This window comes from Streptomyces argenteolus, from assembly GCF_042902585.1.
In the GTDB taxonomy this organism is placed as follows: Bacteria; Actinomycetota; Actinomycetes; order Streptomycetales; family Streptomycetaceae; genus Streptomyces; species Streptomyces argenteolus.
In genome coordinates, this window is the sequence record NZ_JBIBEG010000001.1 from 805,286 (window position 1) to 826,828 (window position 21,543).

Consider the following 21,543-nt stretch of genomic DNA (forward strand, 5'->3'; position numbering starts at 1 on the left):
TCTGCGACCTCCTCTCAGGTCTCTGGATCTGTATCTGTCTCGTTCTACGGGGACGGTGCTGTGGGGTCTACGGAGAAAGGGTGCCGCGGGCGGGCCGCGGCCGTTCAGTGCGGAGCCGCCGCGGGGAGGCCGTAGGAGTCGGGGAGAGGGGGTGGCGGGGCAGCGCCGCCGAGGGCCGCCAGCGGAAGTTCCGTGCGCACCTCGGTTCCCTTCGCGGCCTTGCCCCTGCCGATGCGGATACGGGCACCGATGGACGCCGCCCGCTCGACCATCCCGACGAGTCCGAAGTGCCCGGCGCGCTTCAGGTCGTCGAGGGTGGTGCCTTCGGGCAGGCCCTTCCCGTCGTCGTACACCGTGACCCGCAGGACGTCGCCCTTCACCCCGGCGAGGACGACGAGATAGGTGGGTTCGGCGTGCCGGTTCGCGTTCTCCATCGCCTCGGACGCGACGGTGAGGAGCTGCCGGGCCACCGGGGACGGCACCGGCGGCACCGGGGCGTCGCTGAGCCGGCGGAACGTGGCGGTGAGGTCGTGGCGGCGGGAGAAGTCGTCCGCCCGCGCCCTGAGTTCGGCGATGATGTCGATGCCCTCGTCGAGCCCTGACTCCCGGCGCAGGTCCGAGAGCAGTTCGCGTGATTCCGCCGCGGCCCGGCGGGCGGAGCGGGCCACGAGCTCCGCCTGGTGCCTGACGGTGAGCGGGTCCATCCGGTCCGAGGACGCGGCGAGCCCGTCGGCCGCCAGAGCCAGGCCGTGCAGGGTCTTCGCGACGGAATCGTGCATCTCGCGGGCGAGCCGGGTGCGCTCGCTCTCCACGGCCTCGTTGACCGCGAGCCGCGCCCGGGTCTCGGTCAGGGCCTGGCTGGCCGCCCCGAAGCGGAGCAGCAGGTTGCGCAGGGTGACGCCCACCGCTCCGGAGATCACGCAGAAGCCGGGGAGCAGCAGCGCGGTGCCGTCGCTCGCCTCCAGCTGGACGTCGGTGGCGTACACACCGGAGACGATCAGGACCTGGAGCACGGCGAAGGCGGCGGCCCCGCGCCAGCCGTAGACGAGACCCGCCAGCAGCGGGGTGCAGACCGTGACGTACGCGAGCGTGGACTCCGGGGTCGCCGTGACCAGGAGCAGGGCGCCGAAGAGCGCGTCGATGCCGAGGAGCCATGGGTGGCGCAGGAAGAGCGGGCCGAAGCGCTCCCAGTCCCGGAAGAGGACGTAGGAACCCATGAAGGTGACCAGGACGGCCGAGCCGACGAGCCAGGTGGCGAGCCCGGGTGCCGTGCGGTCGACGGCGAAGGGCGTCGCTATGGCGATCATGGCGAGGCGGAACCCGAAGACCTGGCGGCACATCGCCTGGAGGGCGTTCACCTGGAGGGCGAACGCCGGGCGGGCGCCGGGATCGGCCATCGCCTGGCGTACCTCTCCGTTCAGCCCTGTGTGGCCACTGCCCAGTGGGTAGGACACCGGTTCCCTCGCCTCCCCTCGCTTGTCATGCCCATCCTCCTCAACTCCCGCTCCTCCCGCAGGACATCAGCCCGAGATGAAGCTGAAGTCGACGTTCGCCCCGTACACGAAGCCCACCGTCAGCAGAACGAGCGTGCCGGGCAGCAGGAACGAGGTCACCGCGAAGGTCGCCTTCGGGACCGCCTTGGCCGCCTTGCGGCGGGCGTTCTGGGCGTCGGTGCGCCGCATGTCGTTGGCGATCTGGATGAGGGTGTCGACGATGGGCGCGCCCAGTTCCTCGCCCTGCTGGAGGGTCGTCACGAACATCGCGACCTGTTCCGAGTCGTTGCGTTTACGCAGCTCCTCGAAGGCCTGGCGCCGGCTGACGCCCATGTCCATCTGGCGCAGGGTGATCCGCAGTTCGTCGGCCCACGGGCCTTCGTACTTCTCCGCGACGCGCTCCAGAGCCTGGCGGAAACCGAGGCCCGCCGAGACGACGACCGCGAGGACGTCGAGGAAGTCGGGGAGCGTCCGCTCGATGTGGTCCTTGCGGACGCGGATCGCGGACCAGATGCCGACCTCCACCCAGAACAGGCCGAAGGCGATCAGGAGCAGCGAGACGAAGAGCTGCCCCCTGACGATCGTGGTGAAGGCCCCGAAGAACCCGAGGGCGCCGTAGACGGCGCGGCGTGCGGCGTAGCGGTCGATGGTCAGACCGCCGGGGTTGCCCGCCATGTCGATCTGGCGGCGCTTCTTGTTGACGGCCTTGGGACCCATGAGCCGGAGCACCATCGGCGCCCAGCGCATGCCCATCCGGTCGATCCCCGAGCCGACCGCGCTGGTGCGGCTGGAGCCGATCTCCAGGGCGATGGCGAGGTCGCCGGGCAGTTTGGCGTCGGCCCGGTACATCCGGATGCCGGCGATGGCTCCGTACACCGCGAGGCCCACGACGAGTGCGAGCAGCAGATCCATGACGGTCCCCCTCTCAGACGTCGATACGGGACAGGCGACGGATCACGATGAACCCGATCGCGTACAGCACGATGGAGACGATCACCGCGGCCTGGCCGATGAGGGCGCCGGTCATGCGGTCGAGCGCGCCGGGCATCACGGCGTTCATCAGCAGCATCGCGCCGATGCCGAAGCCCGGCACGGCGTAGGCGGTCACCGTCACCTGCGACAGCTGGGTCTTGACCTCGCGCCGGGTCTCCTTGCGTTCCTCCAGCGTCTCGGTGAGGTTGCGCAGGGAGCTGACGACCGTACCGCCGGCCCGGTTGGACAGCACGAGGGTCGTCACGAGGACGACGAGTTCGCGCGAGGGCAGGCGGTCCGTGAGCTCGCTCAGCGCGTCGTCCAGCGACTCGCCGACGGAGAGACGGCGTGCGACGCGGGCCAGTTCCTCGCCGGCCGGGTTCTCCAGTTCCTCGGCCGCCATGCCGATCGCCGTACGCAGGGCGAGGCCCGCCTGGGTGGCGTTGGCGAGGATGCGGGAGAGCTCGGGGAGCTGGTTGATGAAGCGGTCGGTGCGCTTGGTGCGCTGCCATTCGAGGAAGGCGTTCGTGCCCCAGAGGCCGATGAGCGCGGCGACCGGGCCGAAGAAGCTGGCGAGCAGCGACGAGGCGATGAGCCAGAGCCCGGCCATGGCCACGATCGCGTAGACGAAGAACTCACCCGGGGTGATCTCCAGGCCGGTGGCCGCGAGCTTCAGTTCGATCTTCCGGCCGAGAGTCGTGGACCGCAGTCTGCGGTCGACCCCCCGGAACCGGCGGTGCCGGCCCTCCTGGGGGATCTGTCCGGTGTGCGAGAGCCGGTCGACGAGGGCTTCGCGGTCGGCCTTCCCGCCGGCGTACGCGTGCAGGCCGACGACGCCCAGCACGCAGCACAGCAGCGTGACGCCGACGGTGAGCAGGGGGAGATTGGTCATGGGGCGGTACCTACTTGGCCTCTCGGGTGGCGAGCTGTTCTTCGGACGAGGCGACCCCGAAGGCCTGCGGGATGGGCTGGCTGGCCATGTAGAGGCGCTCGGCGACCTTGCGCGGGAGCGGCAGATACTGGAACTGCCCGTAGATCCGCCCGTCGGCGGCCATCGGCTGGGCGTTGAAGCGGGCGACGCTCACGATGCGGTAGTTGTCCCGGCCGTGGGAGTCGAGCACCGCGATCTCGGTCACCTTGCGCCCACCGTCGGCGAACCGGGTGAGCTGGACGATGACGTCGACGGCGCTGTTGATCTGGTCGTGCAGCGCCTCGAAGGGGATCTTGATCTCGGACATCGAGGCCAGCGTCTGGAGGCGCATGAGGGCGTCCTCGGCGCTGTTCGCGTGCACCGTGGCCAGCGATCCGTCGTGACCGGTCGACATCGCCTGGAGCATGTCGAGGGACTCCCCGCCTCGGACCTCACCGACGACGATCCGGTCGGGGCGCATACGCAGGGAGTTGCGGACCAGGTCCCGGATGGTGATCTGGCCCTTGCCCTCCACGTTCGCGGGGCGGGACTCCAGCCGGATCACGTGGTTCTGCTGGAGCTGGAGCTCGGCGGAGTCCTCGATGGTGACGATGCGTTCGTTGTTCGGGATCAGCCCTGAGAGGGCGTTGAGCAGGGTCGTCTTGCCCGTGCCCGTCGCCCCGGAGACGATGATGTTGAGCTTCGCCTGGACCAGTCCGGAGAGCAGGATCAGCATCTGCTCGTCCAGCGAACCGAAGCCGATCATCTCCTGGAGCGTGAAGGCGCGCGGGAACCGGCGGATGGTGAGCGTCGCGCCGGTCAGCGACAGCGGCGGGATGATCACGTTGACACGCTCGCCGCTGGGCAGGCGCGCGTCGACCATCGGATTGGCCTCGTCGACGCGGCGGTTGACGGTCGACACGATGCGCTCGATGGTCTGCATCAGCTGCTCGTGCGAGCCGAAGCGCATCGGGAGCTGCTCGACCCGGCCGCTGCGCTCGACGAAGATCTGGTCCGGGCCGTTGACCATGATCTCGGTGATGGAGGCGTCCTCCAGGAGCGGTTCCAGGATGCCGAGGCCGAGGGCCTCGTCGACGACGCGGCGGATCAGCTGGGAGCGTTCGACCGTCGAGAGGACCGGCCCCTCGCGGCTGATGATGTGGCCGAGCACGCGCTCCAGCCGGGCCCGCCGGTCCGCCGCCGCCAGCGAGGACATCTCCGCGAGGTCGATCTCCTCGAGCAGCTTGGCCCGGTAGGTGGCGACCAGATGGCCGTCCTCCCGCCCACCGGGTTGCTCCTCGGGGGCGGTGATGCGTGCCCGCAGGCTCATTTCCGTAACTCCTCGGTCAGACGTGCCGGTGGTGCCGGAGCCCTTCCCGGCGGTCCTGCTGGTCGTTCGTAGGTGCTGGTACCGGGTGCGGCGGTCGCGACGGCCGCGCCCGCAGGTGCCCGTGGGGACGACGCCGGGGGCGCCCGTACGGGCCGGTGCCGGGCCGCTCAGTCGCGGGGCATCGTGGAACTGCGCTCCGCCCAGCCGAAGGCGTCCTCCATCCCCGGGATGACCGAGGGGACCTTGACCCTGGCCGTGTACGTGACCTCGTCGCCGCCCCAGCGCGGGGTGAAGGTGGACTCGTCGGCGAGCCAGCCGCTGATGGCCCGGCGCCCCGCGTCCTCGGGGCTGCTCTCCGGCCGGTCGTGGCCGGCGGTACGGGCGGCGGCCCTGGCGGCGGTGCCCGCCTGGTTGGCCGCGTACGCCGCCACACCCAGCTGGATCGCGCAGAGGCCGACGATGAGCAGCAGCGGGATGAAGCCCATGTACTCGATGGCGACCTGACCGCGCTCGCGGCGTCCGGTCCGCGGGTTCCGCTTCATTGCTCAGCCCTCCTTCACCGAGGCGGCGTCGCCGGTGACCGTCATGGGGAAGTCGAGTACGCCGGGCACGAGTACGGGCACCTTGAGGTCGACCTCCGCCCTGTACAGCCCCCGGTCGGTGGAGCAGCGCACGGTCGCCGCCGAGGACCACGCGTCCGGCAGGTCCTCCCGTGCGGCCTCGCCGCACGCCTGGCCCTGCTGCCAGCGTGCCCCGGTGCCCGCCCGGGCGCCGACGTCGGCGGCGTTGCCCGCGAGGCTGAACGTGTAGCCGATCAGCGCGCACTGCCACAGCGCCACGAGCAGCAGGATGATCAGCGGGGTGACGCCCACGAACTCGACGGCGGTCTGCCCGCGGTCCTGTTCACCGGGGCGGAGGCGTACCCGCCCCGCCCGTATGGCCGGGCGTTCTCTGTCGGTGGATGTCATCGGTCAGCCTGCCCCCTAGGTCGCTCCGCTGCCCCGGCCCCGCCGTCACGCCGCCTGCGGGCGCGCCCGATCGAGCCCCGGTCGTTCCGGAACTTGCCACTGCCTTCGGCGCCGGCGGGTACCTTCACCAGCCCCAGCTCTCCGGCCAGCGCCCACAACGCCTGCTTGACGACGCTCTTCGCGTCGAGTTCGTGCATCCGCCCCGCGTCGACCGCGCCCTGCAGCTCCTTGAAGTTCGCGGGCACGGCCACGCCGGCCATCCGGGTACCGGTGATCTTCTGGATGAGCGGCGGCTGGATCTCGGTGTTGCGGTTGAAGCGGTTGACGACCGTGACCGTCTCCTCGGCCTTGCGGATCTGCAGCCGGTCCCACATCCGCACGATGCGCTTGGCTCCCCGTACCGCCACCACGTCCGGCGTGGTGATCAGCAGGGCGATGTCCGCCATCTCGATCGCGGCGGCGTTGGCGCCCTGCATCTGGCTGCCGCAGTCGATCACCACCACCTCGTAGCGCGACCGCAGGGCGCTGACGATCTGGCGGGCCGAGCGGTCGCTGACCTCCTCGCCGCGCTCCCCCTCGCCGGGTGCCAGGAGGAGGGCCATCCCGGTGTCGTGGTTGTACACGGCGTCGGACAGGACACGGGGCGATATGTCGGAGATCGCGGCGAGGTCCACGATGGAGCGCCGGAACTGGACGTCGAGGTACGAGGCGATGTCGCCGGTCTGGAGGTCGAGGTCGACCAGCGCGACGGTGTGGCCCGAGGTCTGGGCGGCCAGGGCGATCTGCACTGCGGCGACGGTGGCACCGACGCCGCCCTTGGCCCCGGTGACGGTCACCACGGTGCCGCCCGGGCCCGTGAAGACGTCACCGCCGGACCCGAGGTGGCGCCGCACGCCGACGGACCACTGGGCCGCCGCCTGCACCCGGTTGGCCAGTTCCTCGTAGCTCAGCGGCAGGGTGACCAGCCCGCGCGCGCCGGAGTCCATGGCCGCGGAGAAGAGGCCGGGGCTCGCGTCCACGGTGATCAGTACGACGCCCACGGCGGGGAACCGCAGGGAGACCTCCCGGATCAGCTCCAGGGCCGGAACCGGGCCGATCCGCTCATGGACCAGTACGACCTCGGGCAGCTCGTCGAGGGACTCGCCCGCGAGGCGTGCGAGCGTGTCGATGAGCTGGGTGGAGTCACCGACGGGAGCGGCGGGCTCCGCGTCGGGGAGCTGACTGAGCAGGGTGGTGACGGACCTGGCCGCGTCCGCGTCACCCACTGCCGGGAGGATCCTGGTGGTCATCCCATCCTCACTTGTCCTTGTCGAGCGTGTAGGTCCGGTCGCCCGGACGGATCGTGCCGTCGCTGCCGGACGCGATGAGCGCCAGACGCACGTGCTCCGCGAACGACTCGGCGTAGGCGATGCGCTGGGTGTCGAGGGTGTTGAGGGCGAACGTGATCGGGACGGCCTCGCTCGCCTGGTTCGCCTTGTTGTCGTTGTCCGGTTCCAGCGCTGTCAGCTTGCCGACGTCCAGCACCCGGGCGTTGGAGACGATGACCTTCGACTGGGCGGGCTCGCCCTCGCTCTCACCGGCGAACGTGGCGTAGACGTTGACCGTCGCGCCCGGGGTGATCTTGCCCGCGACACCCGTGGCGGCGTCGATCAGGATGGCGATCTCCTGCTCGCCCGGCCGCAGGGCGGGGCGCTTCTCCATCATGTCGGACTGGAGGAGCGAGCCCTTGCGCAGCTGGGTGACCGCGATCTTGCCGTCGACCTCGGAGAGGTCGGTGACCGCGTTGGCGGAGAGCCACCGCTTGGGCATCGAGATCTTCTCGAACTGGCCGCTGGAGAGCGCGGTGTAGGGCGCCACGTCGTTCTTCACCTGATACGTCGTGACCTCGGGCCCGACCTTCGAGTTCACGTCGCTGATCACCGAGAGCACCCCGGCGAAGGCGCCGAAGGCGCACAGGACCGACAGGAGCAGGAGTATCACGCCGCGGCGCTGGCGGGAGTTCATGAGCCGGACAACCTCGTTCGAATCGGATGCGTGGGGCAGCGGACAGAGAGAGATGCGCGGTGTCTGGGGAGCGGTACGGGGACGTCAGGAGCTGGGTGGTGCGGGCGCTCCATGGTTCAGGACACCGGTTGAGTGCATTCGGTTCTCGGCCGGGGCCAGCGGGGAGGAACAGAAGCCGCAGCGGTCGCCGATGAGCTCCATTCCGCACCAGTGGCAGTTCTCCCGCCGTACCGAGGAGACGAGCTGGTAGATCACGGAGATGTCCGGGAGGAAGGACGCGAATTCCACCAGCTTCCCGGTTCCCCACCAGCGCGCCGAACCGGAAGGCACCGGGCACTCCTGAATGGCCTGTACCTTCCACGCGGGGGCGAGGGTCTGCTGAACCCATTCCGAACTCAACTGCCCCTTGGCGACCAGTAGATGGGTGGGAAACTCGGGTCCGGCCGGCGGTTCCACGCCCGTCCCGATCTTGACCAGTTGCGGGTTGGGCCCGGCGAGTACGGCGAACTGGGAGCCGGGCACCCAGGACTTGGCGTGCGTCTTGAGGCTGACGGGGACGCGGTCGAGCCGGGCCACCGAGTTCAGCAGGGCTCCGGCGTGGATGTAGTGGGCCAGCAGCCGCGCCGCCGAGGCCACCACCCCCGGGCTGAAGTCGCAGATGGACAACTGCCGCAGCTGACGCACCAGCACGGCCACACCCAGCGGCGGGAGGTCCACCTTGAGCAGGGCGATACGGTCGCTCTCCATGACGGAGCGGATGGCGTGCAGCCTGCGTTCGTGGGCGGGGCTGAGGCCCGTCGGGTAGACCGCGATCACATATCCGTGCTGCTCCAGGAGCAGGTTCATGTCACCGATCGCGAGGTCGAGGGCCTGGGCTTCGGGAGCCTGTAGCAGCGCCGCGGTCGGTGTCTGCTGGTCGGTCGGTGGTAGCACCAGGTCAGCACTGGTCACTGCTATTGCGGTCGGCACGCTCTTCCCCGTTCGGCTCCGGCCGTCGTCGGTGATGACTCCGGCCGCAATCGCTCCTGCTCCGTGCTTCTTCCCCAGCACTTTAACCACGTCATACCAGGCAGAGAACAGATATCTGACTCCAGTACGAAGTGATCCTGCACGGACGTTCGCAACGCGCCCGTACGAAATCGGACCAAATGCAGAGTGGTTAACTTCTGTACCACTGCGGAGGGTTACCCCCGCTCCCCGGGTTTGAAATGCACGGCAATTCATCCGCCCACGTCAGAAGGGGCGCAGCCGCTTTACCCGGCGCCCCGCCGATATCCGCTCCGTCACGGTCCGGGGCTCCGCGCGACATCACCCGCGCGAGTGCACCGCGGACCCGGAGGCCGCCACCCGAAGGGGGACACACCCCTCCACCAGGGCCTCTCCACCGCCATCCGCGGGCATCGGGACCGCCACAGGTCTTGACAACTTGATTGGTCTGGACCAGTTTATCGGCCAACGGTGGCCACCGTTCCCCGCCAGCACCCCCAACTCCCCCACCGGAGGCAGCAAGTGGAACGCTCCGCAGGCAGCAGCAGGCACAGAAGACACCGCGTCCGCCCTGTCCTCGGCGGGGCCGTGGCCGCCGTGGCGGCCGGGGCGCTGACCGTCACCGGACTCGCCACCAGCGCGCAGGCGGCCGACGTCAACGTGGCCAGGAACGCCGGGTTCGAGTCCGGGCTCGCCAACTGGACCTGTTCCGGGGGCAGCGGCGCCACCGTCTCCTCCCCCGTGCACGGCGGCTCCTTTGCGCTGAAGGCCACACCGGCGGGCCAGGACAACGCCAAGTGCACGCAGACCGTGGCCGTGAAGCCCGGCTCCACGTACACGCTGAGCTCCTGGGTCCAGGGCGGTTACGCCTACATCGGCGCGAGCGGCACCGGGACCACCGACGTCTCGACCTGGTCGCCCGGCTCCAGCAGCTGGACCCAGCTGAGGACGACCTTCACCACCGGCCCCTCCACCACCTCGGTCACCGTCTACACCCACGGGTGGTACGGCCAGGCCGCCTACCTCGCGGACGACATCGAGGTCACGGGGCCCGACGGCGGCGGTGGCACGGACCCCGCCCCCACCGTCCCCGGAGCGCCCGCCGGGCTGGCCGTCGGAGCGACCACCACCTCCTCCGTCACCCTCTCCTGGAACGCGGTCTCCGGCGCCACCGGCTACACGGTCTACCGCGACGGGGCCAAGGCGACCACCTCCACCGGCACCTCCGCGACCGTGACGGGCCTGGCCGCGGACACCGCGTACCAGTTCTCCGTCAGCGCGACCAACGCCGCCGGCGAGTCGGTCAAGTCCACCAGCGTCAGCGGCCGTACGGCGAAGGCCACCGACCCGGGTCCCGGCCCGTCCACCTCGGTGCCGAAGCACGCGGTGACCGGCTACTGGCAGAACTTCAACAACGGCGCCACCGTCCAGAAGCTCAGCGACGTGCCGGCGGCCTACGACATCATCGCCGTCTCCTTCGCGGACGCCACGGCCACGCCCGGCGCCGTCACCTTCAACCTGGACTCGGCCGGGCTGAACGGCTACACCGTCACCCAGTTCAAGGCCGACATCAAGGCCAAGCAGGCCGCCGGGAAGAACGTCATCATCTCCGTCGGCGGTGAGAAGGGGTCCGTCGCGGTCAACAGCGACGCCTCGGCCACCGCCTTCGCCGACTCGGTGTACGCGCTCATCCAGGAGTACGGCTTCAACGGGGTCGACATCGACCTGGAGAACGGCCTCAACTCCACCTACATGACGAAGGCCCTGCGCGCCCTCTCGTCGAAGGCGGGCTCCGGCCTCGTCATCACGATGGCGCCCCAGACGATCGACATGCAGTCGACCTCCGGCGAGTACTTCAAGACGGCGCTCAACGTCAAGGACATCCTGACCGTCGTCAACATGCAGTACTACAACAGCGGTTCGATGCTCGGCTGCGACGGCAAGGTCTACTCGCAGGGCTCGGTGGACTTCCTCACCGCGCTCGCCTGCATCCAGCTGGAAGGCGGGCTCGCCCCCTCGCAGGTCGGTCTCGGCGTCCCCGCCTCCACCCGGGGCGCGGGCAGCGGTTACGTCGCCCCGTCCGTCGTGAACGCGGCCCTGGACTGCCTGGCCAAGGGCACGAACTGCGGTTCCTTCAAGCCGTCCAGGACGTACCCGGGGATCCGCGGGGCCATGACCTGGTCCACCAACTGGGACGCCACGGCGGGCAACGCCTGGTCGAGCGCGGTCGGGCCGCACGTCCACGGGCTCCCGTAGCCCCGCGGGACCGGTGATCCAGCAGCGCCGCCGCTCCCCCGGCGGCGCTGCCACGCTCCCGCACACCGGCGCGGGGCACCTACCAGGGCAGGTCGCGCACCTGCTGGACGCACAGGACGACGAACAGCAGCCCCGCCGCCCCGAGCATCCCGTTGCTGAGCCATCCGTTGCGCCACTCCCTCGGCGTGCGCGAGGAGTTGAGCAGCCACAGCAGGGTCAGGGCCAGGAACGGCATGAAGAACGCGCCCAGGACTCCGTAGCCGATGACCAGCCCGAACGGCTCGTCCAGCCACAGGAGCGTCATCGGCGGGAACGTCAGCCAGAGCAGGTAGGCGCGGAAGGGCACGGACCGCTCCTGGCGCCCGACCCTCTCGCTCGCCGGCCGCTCGGCCACCGCCTCGCCGCCGCCCTGCCGGATGCGCTCCACGAAGTCGGCGAACATCAGGCTCACGCCGTGCCACACCCCGATGAGCGACGAGAACGACGTGGCGAAGAAGCCGACCAGGAACAGCTTCGCGGTGGCGGACCCGAACCGGTCCTCCAGGACCTGGCCGAGGTCGATGAGCCCCCGGTCCCCCTTGGTCAGGGCGAGGTGCGACGAGTGCAGCAGTTCGGCGCCGACGATCAGCATGGCGACGACGAAGATGCCGGTGGTGAGATAGGCGACCCGGTTGTCGACCCGCATCACCTTCATCCAGCTGGAGTCGGACCATCCCTTGGCGTTCACCCAGTAGCCGTACGCCGCCATCGTGATGGTGCCGCCGACCCCGCCGATCAGCCCGAGCGTGTAGATCAGCGAGCCGTCCGGCAGCACGGGGAGGAGCCCGGCGAAGGACGCGCCGGCGTCCGGCACCACCCGGATCGCGACGTAGACCACCACGACGAACATGACGCCGATCAGGACCGTCATGACCTTCTCGAAGACGGCGTACTGGTTGAACCAGACGAAGACCAGGCCGATCAGCCCGGTGATGATCGCCCAGGTCTTCAGCCCCGGCCCGTCGGGGAAGAGCGCCACGAGGGGCAGGGCGCTGGAGGACATGGCCGTCGCGCCGTACACGAAGCCCCAGACGACGACGTACACGGCGAAGTAGCCGGTCGTCCAGCCGCCGAGGGTGCGCCAGCCGTCGAAGAGGGTGCGGCCCGTGGCCAGGTGCCAGCGACCCACCGCCTCGGCGAGCGAGATCTTGACGAGGCAGCCGATCACGGCCGCCCACATGAGGGTGTAGCCGAACTTGCTCCCCGCGATGAGCGTCGCGACCAGGTCACCGGCGCCGACGCCGGTCGCCGCGACGGCGATGCCCGGGCCGATGTACCTCCAACTCGACCGACGTGGCCGGGAGTCCAGCTCCCCGGTGTCTGTGGTTCCGCTTGTCTCCGCCATGTCGGTCAACGAAGCGCATCGCGCGCCTTCGCACAAGGGGTCGCGTCGCACCTCCGCCCCGTACGCGCGCTCTCCGCGAGCAGCTGTGGACGTTCCGTGACAGGAGAGGTGGTGCACCGGCCGACCACCCGTGGGACGCTGGGCGCGCGGGACGGTGGGGCTGCGGGACGGGGGAAGTGGCATGGCTGGCGCGCGAGTCGAGCCGTTGGGCGGTGGGGACCCGGCGGCACTCGGTCCGTACGAACTGCTCGGGAGGCTGGCCTCCGGGGGCATGGGGCGGATCTACCTCGCCCGGAGCTCCGGCGGCCGGCTGGTCGCCGTGAAGACGCTGCTGGCCGAGGGCGTCGTGAGCGACGTGGACCGGCGTCGCTTCACCCGGGAGGTGGAGCTCGCCCAGCGGATCGACAGCGCGTTCACCGCGCGGGTCCGGGACGCGGACCCAGGAGCGGAACGGCCCTGGATGGCGATCGACTACATCGCCGCCCCCTCGTTGTCCGAACTGGTCCGGAGCGCCGGGGTGCTGCCGGGTTCCGCGGTCCGGTGGCTGGCGGCGGGGACGGCCGAGGCGCTCGTCACGCTGCACGGCGAGGGCATCATCCACCGGGACCTCAAACCGCAGAACATCCTGCTGCCGCTCGCCGGTCCCCGGGTGATCGACTTCGGCATCTCCCACGCGAACGACCTCACCCGCACGACCCTCACGCTGGGCACGATCGCCTTCACCTCGCCCGAGCAGGCGCGCGGCGAGCCCTCGACGGAGGCCTCGGACGTGTACTCGCTCGGGGCCACCCTGTTCCATCTGGCCCTCGGCCGGCCCCCCTACCGCGCCGACAGCGACACCCTGGCGCTGCTGGCACGGGTGCAGCGGGGCGAGCTCGACCTGGAGGGGCTGCCCAAGGAACTGGCGACGCTGATCCGCCCCTGCCTGGCGGCCGATCCGCGGCAGCGGCCCGTGCCGGCCGAGATGCTGGACCGCTTCCGCCGCTCGCTGGCCGGGCTGCCGGTCTCGCAGGACGGCCGGCGCTGGCTGCCCCAGCGGTGGACGGACCTGATCACCCAGTACGAGCGCCAGGGGCGGGTCCTGGCACGCGGAGCGGGTTCCGCGACCGGGGACACGGACCCCGAGGGACTGACGGCCGACCTGCGCACGGACGTGGTCCCGCCCCCGGACTCGACACGGGTGTACACGCGCGAGAGGGAGCGCGTCGCGCGCGAACAGGCGGAGCGGGAACGGGCGGAGCGTGAGCGCGCCGAGAAGGAGGAGGCGGAGCGTGAGCGTGCCCGGGTCGCGCAGGAGCGGCTGCGGGAGCAGGAGTGGCAGCGGGAACTGGAGCGCAGGAAGGCCGAGGAGGACCGCAGGAGGGCCGAGGAGAAGGCGCGCAGGGAGGCCGCGAAGCGGGAACGGGAGCGCGCCGAGCAGCAGGCCGCGCGGGAGCGGGCAGCCCGGGGTCGGCAGCAGGCACCCCGGGCTTCCTCGGGATCGGCGGGAATGCCGTCGCGGCCGGCCCGCCCGGCTCCGGCACCTTCCGCGCCCGCCCCGTCCGGGAAGTCCTCCTCCGTGGTGGGCGTCCTGGTGGTGCTGGCCGTCATCGCGTTCTTCGTGTGGCAGAACGCGCGGGCCGGCTCCTCGGACGGCGAAGGAGGCAGCGGTCTCACCTCCAGCGCCTCTCCGACCACCGGGGCGGCCGGCAGCACGTCGGTCGCCGGCTCGGGCACCGGCTACGAACCCGACCCCGAACCGACGCCCGACGCGGACGACGAGGCGTTCGGCGCCGTGTCGACGGGGGACTGCCTCACCGCCTACGACGACGGGTACGGCGACTGGTCGACCGACACCCCGAAGACCGTGGACTGCGACGCGGCCGACGCCTACCTCCGTGTCACCTCGACCGAGGACGGGATCAGTGGTTCCGGCTGCCCGGGCGGCTCGGGCGAGTCGTTCTGGTCGCACGTGGGCTCCGTGACGGAGTTCAGCACCACGCTCTGTGTGGAGCGCCAGTTCCGTGTGGGCGAGTGTTTCGTCGCCAAGCACCGGGGCGACCGGATGACGGACGCCCGGCTCATGACGGTGTGGAGCTGCGGCGCGGACACCGTGCCCAAGGGCTACGACGTGATCCTGCAGATCACCGGCCGCTGGCGGGCCGAGTCGACGTACCCTCCCGGCTACTGCTCGCGGAGCGGCACCGACGCGGAGGACTACTGGCGGTTCGAGGTGAACGACGACCGGACGGTGCTCTGCGTCAGATGGGTCTGAACCGGCCCGCCCGGGCGGGCCGGCTCCCGTCGTCGGCTAGATCACCAGGCTGAGCGCCGCCGCGACGACGAATCCGGCGACCGAGAGCACGGTTTCCAGGACCGTCCAGGTCTTGAGGGTGTCGCGCTCGGATATCCCGAAGTACTTCGAGACCATCCAGAAGCCGCCGTCGTTGACGTGGGAGGCGAAGATCGAGCCCGCGGAGATCGCCATGATGATCAGTGCGAGGTGCGCCTGCGACATGTCCTGGCCCTCGACGAGCGGGACGACGATGCCCGCCGTGGTGACGATCGCGACCGTCGCCGAGCCCTGCGCGACCCGCAGGACGACGGAGATCAGCCAGGCGAGCAGAATGACGGGCAGGCCGACGTCGTTGAAGGTGTCGGCGAGCGCGTCGGCGATGCCGCTGCCCTTCAGCACGGCGCCGAAGATCCCGCCCGCGCCGACGACCAGCAGGATGTTGCCGACCGGCTTCAGCGAGGACGTGGAGACCGCTTCGAGGGACTTGCGGGACCAGCCGCGCCGGATGCCCAGCAGGTAGTAGGCGAGGAACAGGGCGATCGTCAGCGCGACGAACGGGTTGCCGAAGAACTCGACGACCGAGCGCGGGGTCGAGGGGTCGAGCGCGATGGACGAGAACGTCGCGGCCAGGATCAGCACCAGCGGCGTGCCGATGATCGCGAGCACCGTGCCGAGCGGGACGGGCTTCTCGTGCGGCGTGACGCCGGCAGCGCGCTGTTCGGCGACGACCGCGGCCTTGGACTCCTCGGCCGCCTCCACCATGTCCTGGGGCACGTCGACGAAGACGCGCTTGCCGATCCACGCGGCGTACGCCCAGGCGGCGAGGACGGAGGGGATGCCGACGACGGCGCCCATCAGGATGACCCAGCCCAGCGAGACGTTGAAGAGGCCCGCGGCGGCGACCGGTCCGGGGTGCGGGGGCAGGAACGCGTGGGTCATCGAGAGGCCGGCCAGCAGCGGCATCGCGTACAGGACGATCGACTTGCCGGAGCGCTTGGCGGCGGCGTAGACGATCGGCGCGAGGACGAAGATGCCGACGTCGAAGAAGACCGGGATGCCGAAGATCAGACCGGTGAGGCCCATGGCCAGCGGGGCGCGCTTCTCACCGAAGAGGTTGAGCAGGCGTGTGCTGAGCACTTCCGCTCCGCCGGAGACCTCCAGGATGGCGCCGAGCATCGTGCCGAGCCCGATGATGATCGCGACGTGTCCCAGGATGCCGCCCATGCCTGATTCGATGACCGAGACGGCGGCCGACTTCTGGACCGTGCCGAAGAGTTCGGTGACGGAGAGGCCGGCGCCGAGGCCGACGGCTATGGAGACGGCGAGCAGGGCGACGAACGGCTGCAGCCGGGCCTTGATGATCAAAAAGAGCAGGAGCGCGATTCCGAGGGCGGCGACGGTCAGCAGACCGGGGGTGCCGCCGATGAGGAGGAGCAGTCCACCGGTGTGGGGTGGCGCCTCGGGGGCGGGGGCGGCGGCGAGCAGCATGTGCGGGTCAACTCCGTTGGTGACAGGGCCCTTCGGGGCAGGGGGGAGCGCGGCACGGCGCCCCTCGGGGGAAGGTGTGGGGCGCCGTGCCGTGGTGCTGGGTGCTGAGGCGGGGGGAGCGGTTCAGGAGGTGGGGCCGGCGGGGGTCAGCCGAGGACGGCGAGGGCGTCGATCTCGATGAGCAGCCCCTTGGGCAGGCCGACGTAGACCGTCGTACGGGCCGCGGCGGGGGCCTTGAGGTCCTGCTCGCCGAAGTACTCGTTGTAGATCGCGTTCATCTCGGCGAAGTGGTCGACGTCCGTGAGGTAGACACGCATCATCATCACGTCGTCCCAGCTCGCGCCGCCCTCCTCCAGGATCGCCTTGACGTTGGCGAAGGTCTGAAGGGTCTGCTCGCGCAGCGTGGGGCCGGCCGGGGTGGGGGCCTGGCCCTCGACCGCGGGCAGGAAGCCGACCTGACCGGCGACCTGGAGGATGTTCCCCTTCCTCACGCCGTGCGAGAACCGGGCGGGCGGGGCGGTGTGGGTGCTGGGGGTGAGGGCGGTCTTCTCGGTCATGGCGGTTCAGGCTTTCTTGGTGGGGGTGGTGCCGGAGTACTCCCGGCTGATGGTGTCCGCGGTGCGTCGCACCAGGGGGAGCAGGGTGAGGAGTTCCTCGGCCGTGACGACCACGTTCGGCGCGGACACCGACATGGCGGCGACGACCCGCCCGTCCGCGCCCCGGATGGGGGCGCCGACGCAGTTGATGGACTCCTCGTGGCCGCCGAGGTCGGTGGCCCAGCCCTGTTCGCGTACGACGGCGAGCTCCTTGAGGAAGGCGCCGGCGTTCGGGATCGAACGGGACGTGTACATGGGGTAGTCGAGCCGTTCGGCGATCACGCGCCGCTCGGGCTCGGTGAGGTCGGCCAGGAGCAGCTTGGCGACCGCGGCGACGGTGATCGCGACGGGCTTGCCGATCCGCGAGTACATGCGCACGGGATAGCGGCTCTCGACCTTGTCGATGTAGAGGACCTCGTTCTCCTCGTACACCGCGAGGTGGACGGTGTGGCCGCACTGCTCGTTGAGCGCGACGAGGTGGCTGTGGGCGATCTCGCGCACGTCGAGGTTCTCGACGGCCTCCTGCGCGAGGGCGAAGAGCCGGGCGCCGAGACGGTAGCGCTGGTCCTCCTGGCGGTAGACCAGTCCGTGCTCGTGGAGGGTGCGCAGCAGGCGCAGCGCCGTGGACTTGTGGACGCCCAGCCGTTCCGCGACCTGGCCGAGGTCTGCGGGGCCCTGGGCGAGCAGCGGCAGGATGCTCAGCGCGCGGTCGACCGTCTGGCTCATGTGATGCGTACCTCCTCGTTCGCCCCTGCGGCGGCTGTCCAGCCGGGGCCGAGACGAAGTGTGCCCCAGGCCTCGTCGTCGAGGGCGGCCAGCCGGTCGGCGTGGGCGCGGGGCGGCGGACCCGTGAGGTCGCCGGGGACGGTGAGGACGGCCGCGGCCATGAGGTGGCCGTGCCGGGCGCGGTCGCGTACGGGCAGGTCGCGCAGGGTGGCGGAGAGGAAGCCGGCGGCGAAGGCGTCGCCCGCTCCGACGGCGGCGACGACGTCGACGTGGAGCGAGGGGACGTCGGTGACGGTGTCCCGCGCCCGGTCTCCGGCGCGGGAGAAGACCGTGACGCCGTCCGCGCCCCGCTTGACGACCAGGAGGGCCGGTTCCGGGAGTGCGGCGCGGATCGCCCCGGCCCCGTGGAGGCCCCACGCCTCCTCCGCCTCGTCCTCGCCGACGAAGACGAGGTCGCTGCGGCGGGCGAGGCCGAGCAGCACCGCGGGGCCGGCGTCGCCACCGCGCCACAGGCCGGGCCGGTGGTTGACGTCGAAGGAGATCAGCGGCCGGTTCTCCCGGGGAGCCGTGAGGTCGTCGAGGAGCGCCAGGCAGTCGGCGGAGAGCGCGGCCGTGATGCCGGACAGGTGCAGGACGCGGCCGGCGAGCACGCTCTCGTACGGGACGTTGTGCGGGGACATCGCGGAGGCGGCGGATCCGGCCCGGTAGTACGCCACTTCGTGGGCGTCGGTGGCCCGGTCCGTCGCCGTGCGGAAGTAGATGCCGGTGGGGCGGTCCGGATCGCGGCGGACGGCGGAGGTGTCGACGCCGTAGCCGGTGATGGCCTCGACGAGGTGGTCGCCGAAGCCGTCCGCGCCGACCCTGCCGACCCAGGCCGCCCGGTGGCCGGCGGCGGCCAGCGCGCAGGCGACGTTGGACTCGGCTCCGCCGATCCCCCGGGCGAAGGAGGGGACGTCGGCGAGGCGGCCCGGCTGCGAGGGCAGGAACGTCACCATGGACTCGCCGAGGCAGACGACGTCCGCGGTGGCGGTCCTGGCTGCGTGTCCGGACACTCTGGGCTCCTCTTGGTCGGCCGTGGGCGCCGGTGCACACCATTGACCCGGCATCGGCTCGGATGTTAGACAGCCTTGAGCGATATGCGCAATGGTCGTTGCAGATGATGCAACGACAAGTCTCCGAGGAGGGTCCCTTGGCCGCCCAGCAGTCCGCCGAACAGTCCGTTACGGCACTCGCCGGCGAAGTGGTCGACCACCGCTTCAAGGCGCTGCCGCCCGACGCCGAGGGGCTCACCGTCGGCGCCCTGGCCGCCGAGCGCCGCAACCTCTTCACGGGCGGCTTCACCACGCCCGTGCTGGCCCTGTCCGCCGAGTCGGTCGAGGCCAACCTCGCGCTCCTGGAGACGTACGCGCAGCGGCACGGCCTGGCCTTCGCACCGCACGGCAAGACCTCGATGTCCCCGCAGCTCTTCGCGCGCCAGCTGGAGCACGGCGCCTGGGGCATCACCGCGGCGGTCCCCCACCAGGCCCGGGTGTACCGCGCCCACGGCATCCGCCGGATCTTCCTGGCCAACGAGCTCGTCGACGCGGTGGCCCTGCGCTGGCTGGCCGGTGAGCTGGACGCCGACCCCGGCTTCACGTTCGCCTGTTACGTCGACTCCGTGCGCGGCGTCGAGCTGATGGACGAGGCCCTGCGCGCGGCAGGCGCCGTACGTCCCGTCGACGTCGTGGTGGAGCTGGGCGCGGGCGAGGGCGCCCGCACCGGCGCCCGCACGGAGGCCGACTGCGCGGCCGTCGCCGACGCGGTGGCCGAAACGTCCACCCTGCGCCTGGTCGGCGTCGCGGGTTACGAGGGCGAGGTCCCGGACGCCACTCCCGAGCGGGTGCGTGCGTGGCTGCGACGGCTCGTCGGGCTGGCCGCCGCCTTCGACGCCGACGGCCGCTTCAGCGCCCTGGCCGACGGCGAGGAGATCCTGATCAGCGCGGGCGGCAGCGCGTGGTTCGACGCGGTCGCCGACGTCTTCGCCGAGATCCCCGAGCTGAGCCGCCCGGTCCTCAAACTGCTGCGCTCCGGCGCCTACGTCAGTCACGACGACGGCCACTACCGCCACCTCACCCCCTTCAACCGGATCCCCGAGGAGGGTGCGCTCCAGCCGGCCTTCCGGCTCTGGGCGCAGGTCGTCTCCCGTCCCACCCCCGAGCAGGCCTTCGTCAACGCGGGCAAGCGTGACGCGGCCTACGACCTGGACCTCCCCGAGGCGCAGGCCGTCCGCTCCGCGCGCGACGGCTCGGTGCGGCCGGCCGCCGGAATCACCGTCAGCGCCCTGTCCGACCAGCACGGCTGGGTACGTACGGACGCGGACGCCGAGCTGGAGGTCGGTGACTGGCTCGGCATGGGCCTCTCGCACCCCTGCACCTCCTTCGACAAGTGGCAGCTGATCCCGCTGGTGGAGGCGGACGGCACCGTCACCGACTACATCCGCACCTTCTTCTGAGCCGGCGGAGCCCTCCCCCACCCGAAAGGCGACACCCATGGACCTGGTCATCCGCGACGCCCGCGTCGTCGACGGCACCGGCACCCCCTCCTACCGCGCCGACGTGGGCGTCACGGACGGCCGGATCACCGAGATCCGCGGGGAGGGCGGCGGCCCCCGCCCCACCGCCGCCCGCACCCTGGACGCCGATGGCCTCGCGCTGTCGCCGGGCTTCATCGACATGCACGCGCACAGCGACCTCGCCCTGCTCCGCGACCCGGACCACAGCGCGAAGGCCGCCCAGGGCGTCACCCTGGAGGTCCTCGGCCAGGACGGGCTGTCGTACGCCCCCGCCGACGACCGCACCCTCGCCGAGGTCCGCCGCTCCATCGCCGGCTGGAACGGCGACGGCGGCGACATCGACTTCGACTGGCGCACGGTCGGCGGCTACCTCGACCGCCTCGACCGGAACTTCGGCGGTCAGGGCATCGCCGTGAACGCCGCCTACCTCATCCCGCAGGGCACCGTCCGGATGCTCGCCGTCGGCTGGGACGACCGCCCCGCGACCGGGGCCGAGCTGGACCGGATGAGGGAGCTCGTCGCCCAGGGCATGGCCGAGGGCGCCGTCGGCATGTCCTCGGGCCTGACCTACACGCCGGGGATGTACGCGAAGGACGCCGAACTCACCGAGCTGTGCCGGGTGGTGGCGGCCCACGACGGTTACTACTGCCCCCACCACCGCTCCTACGGGGCGGGAGCGCTCCAGGCGTACGAGGAGATGGTGCGGCTCACCCGCGACGCCGGCTGCGCCCTGCATCTCGCCCACGCCACCATGAACTTCGGCGTGAACAAGGGCAGGGCCCCCGAGCTCCTCACCCTCCTGGACGAGGCTCTCGCGTCGGGAGCGGACATCTCCCTGGACACCTACCCGTACACCCCCGGCTGCACGACCCTCGTGGCGATGCTGCCCAGCTGGGCGGGCGAGGGCGGTCCGGAGGCGATCCTGACCCGGCTCGCCGACGAGGCGACCGCCGAACGCATCAGGCACCACATGGAGGTGCTGGGCTCAGACGGCTGCCACGGCGTCCCGATCGAGTGGGACACGATCGAGATCTCCGGCGTCGGCGACCCGGAGCTGTCGGACCACGTCGGCCGTACGGTGGCCGAGTCCGCCCTGCTCCGCGGCGAGGAGCCGTGGGTGACGGCCCGCCGGCTGCTCATCGGGGACCGGCTGGGCACGACGATCCTCCAGCACGTGGGCCACGAGGAGAACGTGCGGCAGATCATGCGCCACCCCGTGCACACCGGGGGGAGCGACGGCATCCTCCAGGGCGACAAGCCGCACCCCCGCGCGTACGGCACGTTCCCCCAGTACCTCGGCCGGTACGCGCGCGAGCTGGGCATCCTCTCGCTGGAGGAGTGCGTCGCCCACCTCACCTCCCGCCCGGCCGCCCGTCTGCGCCTCCCGGACCGCGGCCTGGTCCGCGAGGGCTACCGCGCGGACCTGGTCCTCTTCGACCCGGACACGGTGGCGGCGGGCTCGACCTTCGACGCACCGCGCACCCTCCCGGTGGGCATCCCGCACGTCCTGATCGACGGCCGCTTCGTCATCCAGGACGGAAAGCGCACCCCCACGCTCGCGGGCCGGGCGGTGCGGGGCACGGGCCGCGCGCGGGTCTGAGAA

At 71.2% G+C, this 21,543-nt stretch carries 18 protein-coding genes; 4 read left to right on the forward strand and 14 right to left on the reverse strand.

The features are described 5' to 3' along the window. Positions 1–104 precede the first annotated feature (104 nt). From ACFY8O_RS03540 to ACFY8O_RS03580, 9 genes are all read right to left on the reverse strand, one after another. On the reverse strand, positions 105–1,397 hold the full coding sequence (locus ACFY8O_RS03540) for a sensor histidine kinase (protein WP_387899550.1): 1,293 nt from the start codon (positions 1,395–1,397) through the stop codon (positions 105–107). Positions 1,398–1,520: 123 nt separating this feature from the next. Next, a complete protein-coding gene (locus ACFY8O_RS03545) occupies positions 1,521–2,405 on the reverse strand; it encodes a DUF5936 domain-containing protein (protein WP_145803672.1) in 885 nt (294 codons plus the stop codon). A gap of 13 nt (positions 2,406–2,418) precedes the next feature. Beyond that, a complete protein-coding gene (locus tag ACFY8O_RS03550) occupies positions 2,419–3,357 on the reverse strand; it encodes a type II secretion system F family protein (RefSeq protein WP_145803674.1) in 939 nt (312 codons plus the stop codon). Positions 3,358–3,367: 10 nt separating this feature from the next. Beyond that, positions 3,368–4,705, reverse strand: a complete 1,338-nt coding sequence (locus ACFY8O_RS03555) for a CpaF family protein (RefSeq protein WP_145803676.1) — start codon at positions 4,703–4,705, stop codon at positions 3,368–3,370. A gap of 167 nt (positions 4,706–4,872) precedes the next feature. After that, complete coding sequence (locus ACFY8O_RS03560; RefSeq protein ID WP_387898425.1) at positions 4,873–5,247, reverse strand: TadE/TadG family type IV pilus assembly protein; 375 nt, start codon at positions 5,245–5,247, stop codon at positions 4,873–4,875. A gap of 3 nt (positions 5,248–5,250) precedes the next feature. Beyond that, on the reverse strand, positions 5,251–5,673 hold the full coding sequence (locus ACFY8O_RS03565; protein WP_145803680.1) for a TadE/TadG family type IV pilus assembly protein: 423 nt from the start codon (positions 5,671–5,673) through the stop codon (positions 5,251–5,253). Continuing rightward, a complete protein-coding gene (locus tag ACFY8O_RS03570) occupies positions 5,670–6,962 on the reverse strand; it encodes an AAA family ATPase (protein ID WP_145803681.1) in 1,293 nt (430 codons plus the stop codon). The genes ACFY8O_RS03565 and ACFY8O_RS03570 overlap by 4 nt, the downstream gene beginning before the upstream one ends. A gap of 7 nt (positions 6,963–6,969) precedes the next feature. Beyond that, on the reverse strand, positions 6,970–7,677 hold the full coding sequence (gene cpaB, locus ACFY8O_RS03575) for a Flp pilus assembly protein CpaB (protein ID WP_145803683.1): 708 nt from the start codon (positions 7,675–7,677) through the stop codon (positions 6,970–6,972). A gap of 84 nt (positions 7,678–7,761) precedes the next feature. Beyond that, on the reverse strand, positions 7,762–8,628 hold the full coding sequence (locus ACFY8O_RS03580; RefSeq protein WP_387898428.1) for a hypothetical protein: 867 nt from the start codon (positions 8,626–8,628) through the stop codon (positions 7,762–7,764). Positions 8,629–9,186: 558 nt separating this feature from the next. On the opposite strand from ACFY8O_RS03580, the gene ACFY8O_RS03585 reads away from it, so the two are divergent. Further along, positions 9,187–10,920, forward strand: a complete 1,734-nt coding sequence (locus ACFY8O_RS03585) for a chitinase (protein WP_387898431.1) — start codon at positions 9,187–9,189, stop codon at positions 10,918–10,920. Positions 10,921–10,999: 79 nt separating this feature from the next. Here the strand turns inward: ACFY8O_RS03585 and ACFY8O_RS03590 are convergent, their stop codons facing one another. Continuing rightward, entirely contained in the window at positions 11,000–12,304 is a 1,305-nt protein-coding gene (locus ACFY8O_RS03590) for an Nramp family divalent metal transporter (protein ID WP_387898434.1), read from the reverse strand. A gap of 181 nt (positions 12,305–12,485) precedes the next feature. Between ACFY8O_RS03590 and ACFY8O_RS03595 the strand changes: the two genes are divergently transcribed. Continuing rightward, positions 12,486–14,558, forward strand: coding sequence for a serine/threonine-protein kinase (locus tag ACFY8O_RS03595; RefSeq protein WP_387898437.1), 2,073 nt, complete (start codon positions 12,486–12,488; stop codon positions 14,556–14,558). A gap of 36 nt (positions 14,559–14,594) precedes the next feature. Here the strand turns inward: ACFY8O_RS03595 and ACFY8O_RS03600 are convergent, their stop codons facing one another. From ACFY8O_RS03600 to ACFY8O_RS03615, 4 genes are all read right to left on the reverse strand, one after another. Beyond that, complete coding sequence (locus ACFY8O_RS03600; RefSeq protein ID WP_387898440.1) at positions 14,595–16,067, reverse strand: GntP family permease; 1,473 nt, start codon at positions 16,065–16,067, stop codon at positions 14,595–14,597. 146 nt (positions 16,068–16,213) lie between these two features. Then, on the reverse strand, positions 16,214–16,624 hold the full coding sequence (locus ACFY8O_RS03605) for a RidA family protein (protein WP_145803691.1): 411 nt from the start codon (positions 16,622–16,624) through the stop codon (positions 16,214–16,216). Between the two features lie 6 nt (positions 16,625–16,630). Continuing rightward, positions 16,631–17,389 (reverse strand): IclR family transcriptional regulator, encoded by a 759-nt coding sequence (locus ACFY8O_RS03610; protein WP_145803693.1) that lies wholly within the window; start codon positions 17,387–17,389, stop codon positions 16,631–16,633. Continuing rightward, positions 17,386–18,441 (reverse strand): sugar kinase, encoded by a 1,056-nt coding sequence (locus ACFY8O_RS03615; protein WP_387898444.1) that lies wholly within the window; start codon positions 18,439–18,441, stop codon positions 17,386–17,388. The genes ACFY8O_RS03610 and ACFY8O_RS03615 overlap by 4 nt, the downstream gene beginning before the upstream one ends. 107 nt (positions 18,442–18,548) lie before the next feature. Here ACFY8O_RS03615 and ACFY8O_RS03620 point away from each other — a divergent pair, with 107 nt between their 5' ends. Then, positions 18,549–19,880 (forward strand): alanine racemase, encoded by a 1,332-nt coding sequence (locus ACFY8O_RS03620; RefSeq protein ID WP_387899553.1) that lies wholly within the window; start codon positions 18,549–18,551, stop codon positions 19,878–19,880. A gap of 37 nt (positions 19,881–19,917) precedes the next feature. Beyond that, entirely contained in the window at positions 19,918–21,540 is a 1,623-nt protein-coding gene (locus ACFY8O_RS03625) for an N-acyl-D-amino-acid deacylase family protein (RefSeq protein ID WP_387898447.1), read from the forward strand. The last annotated feature ends 3 nt before the right edge of the window (positions 21,541–21,543 follow it).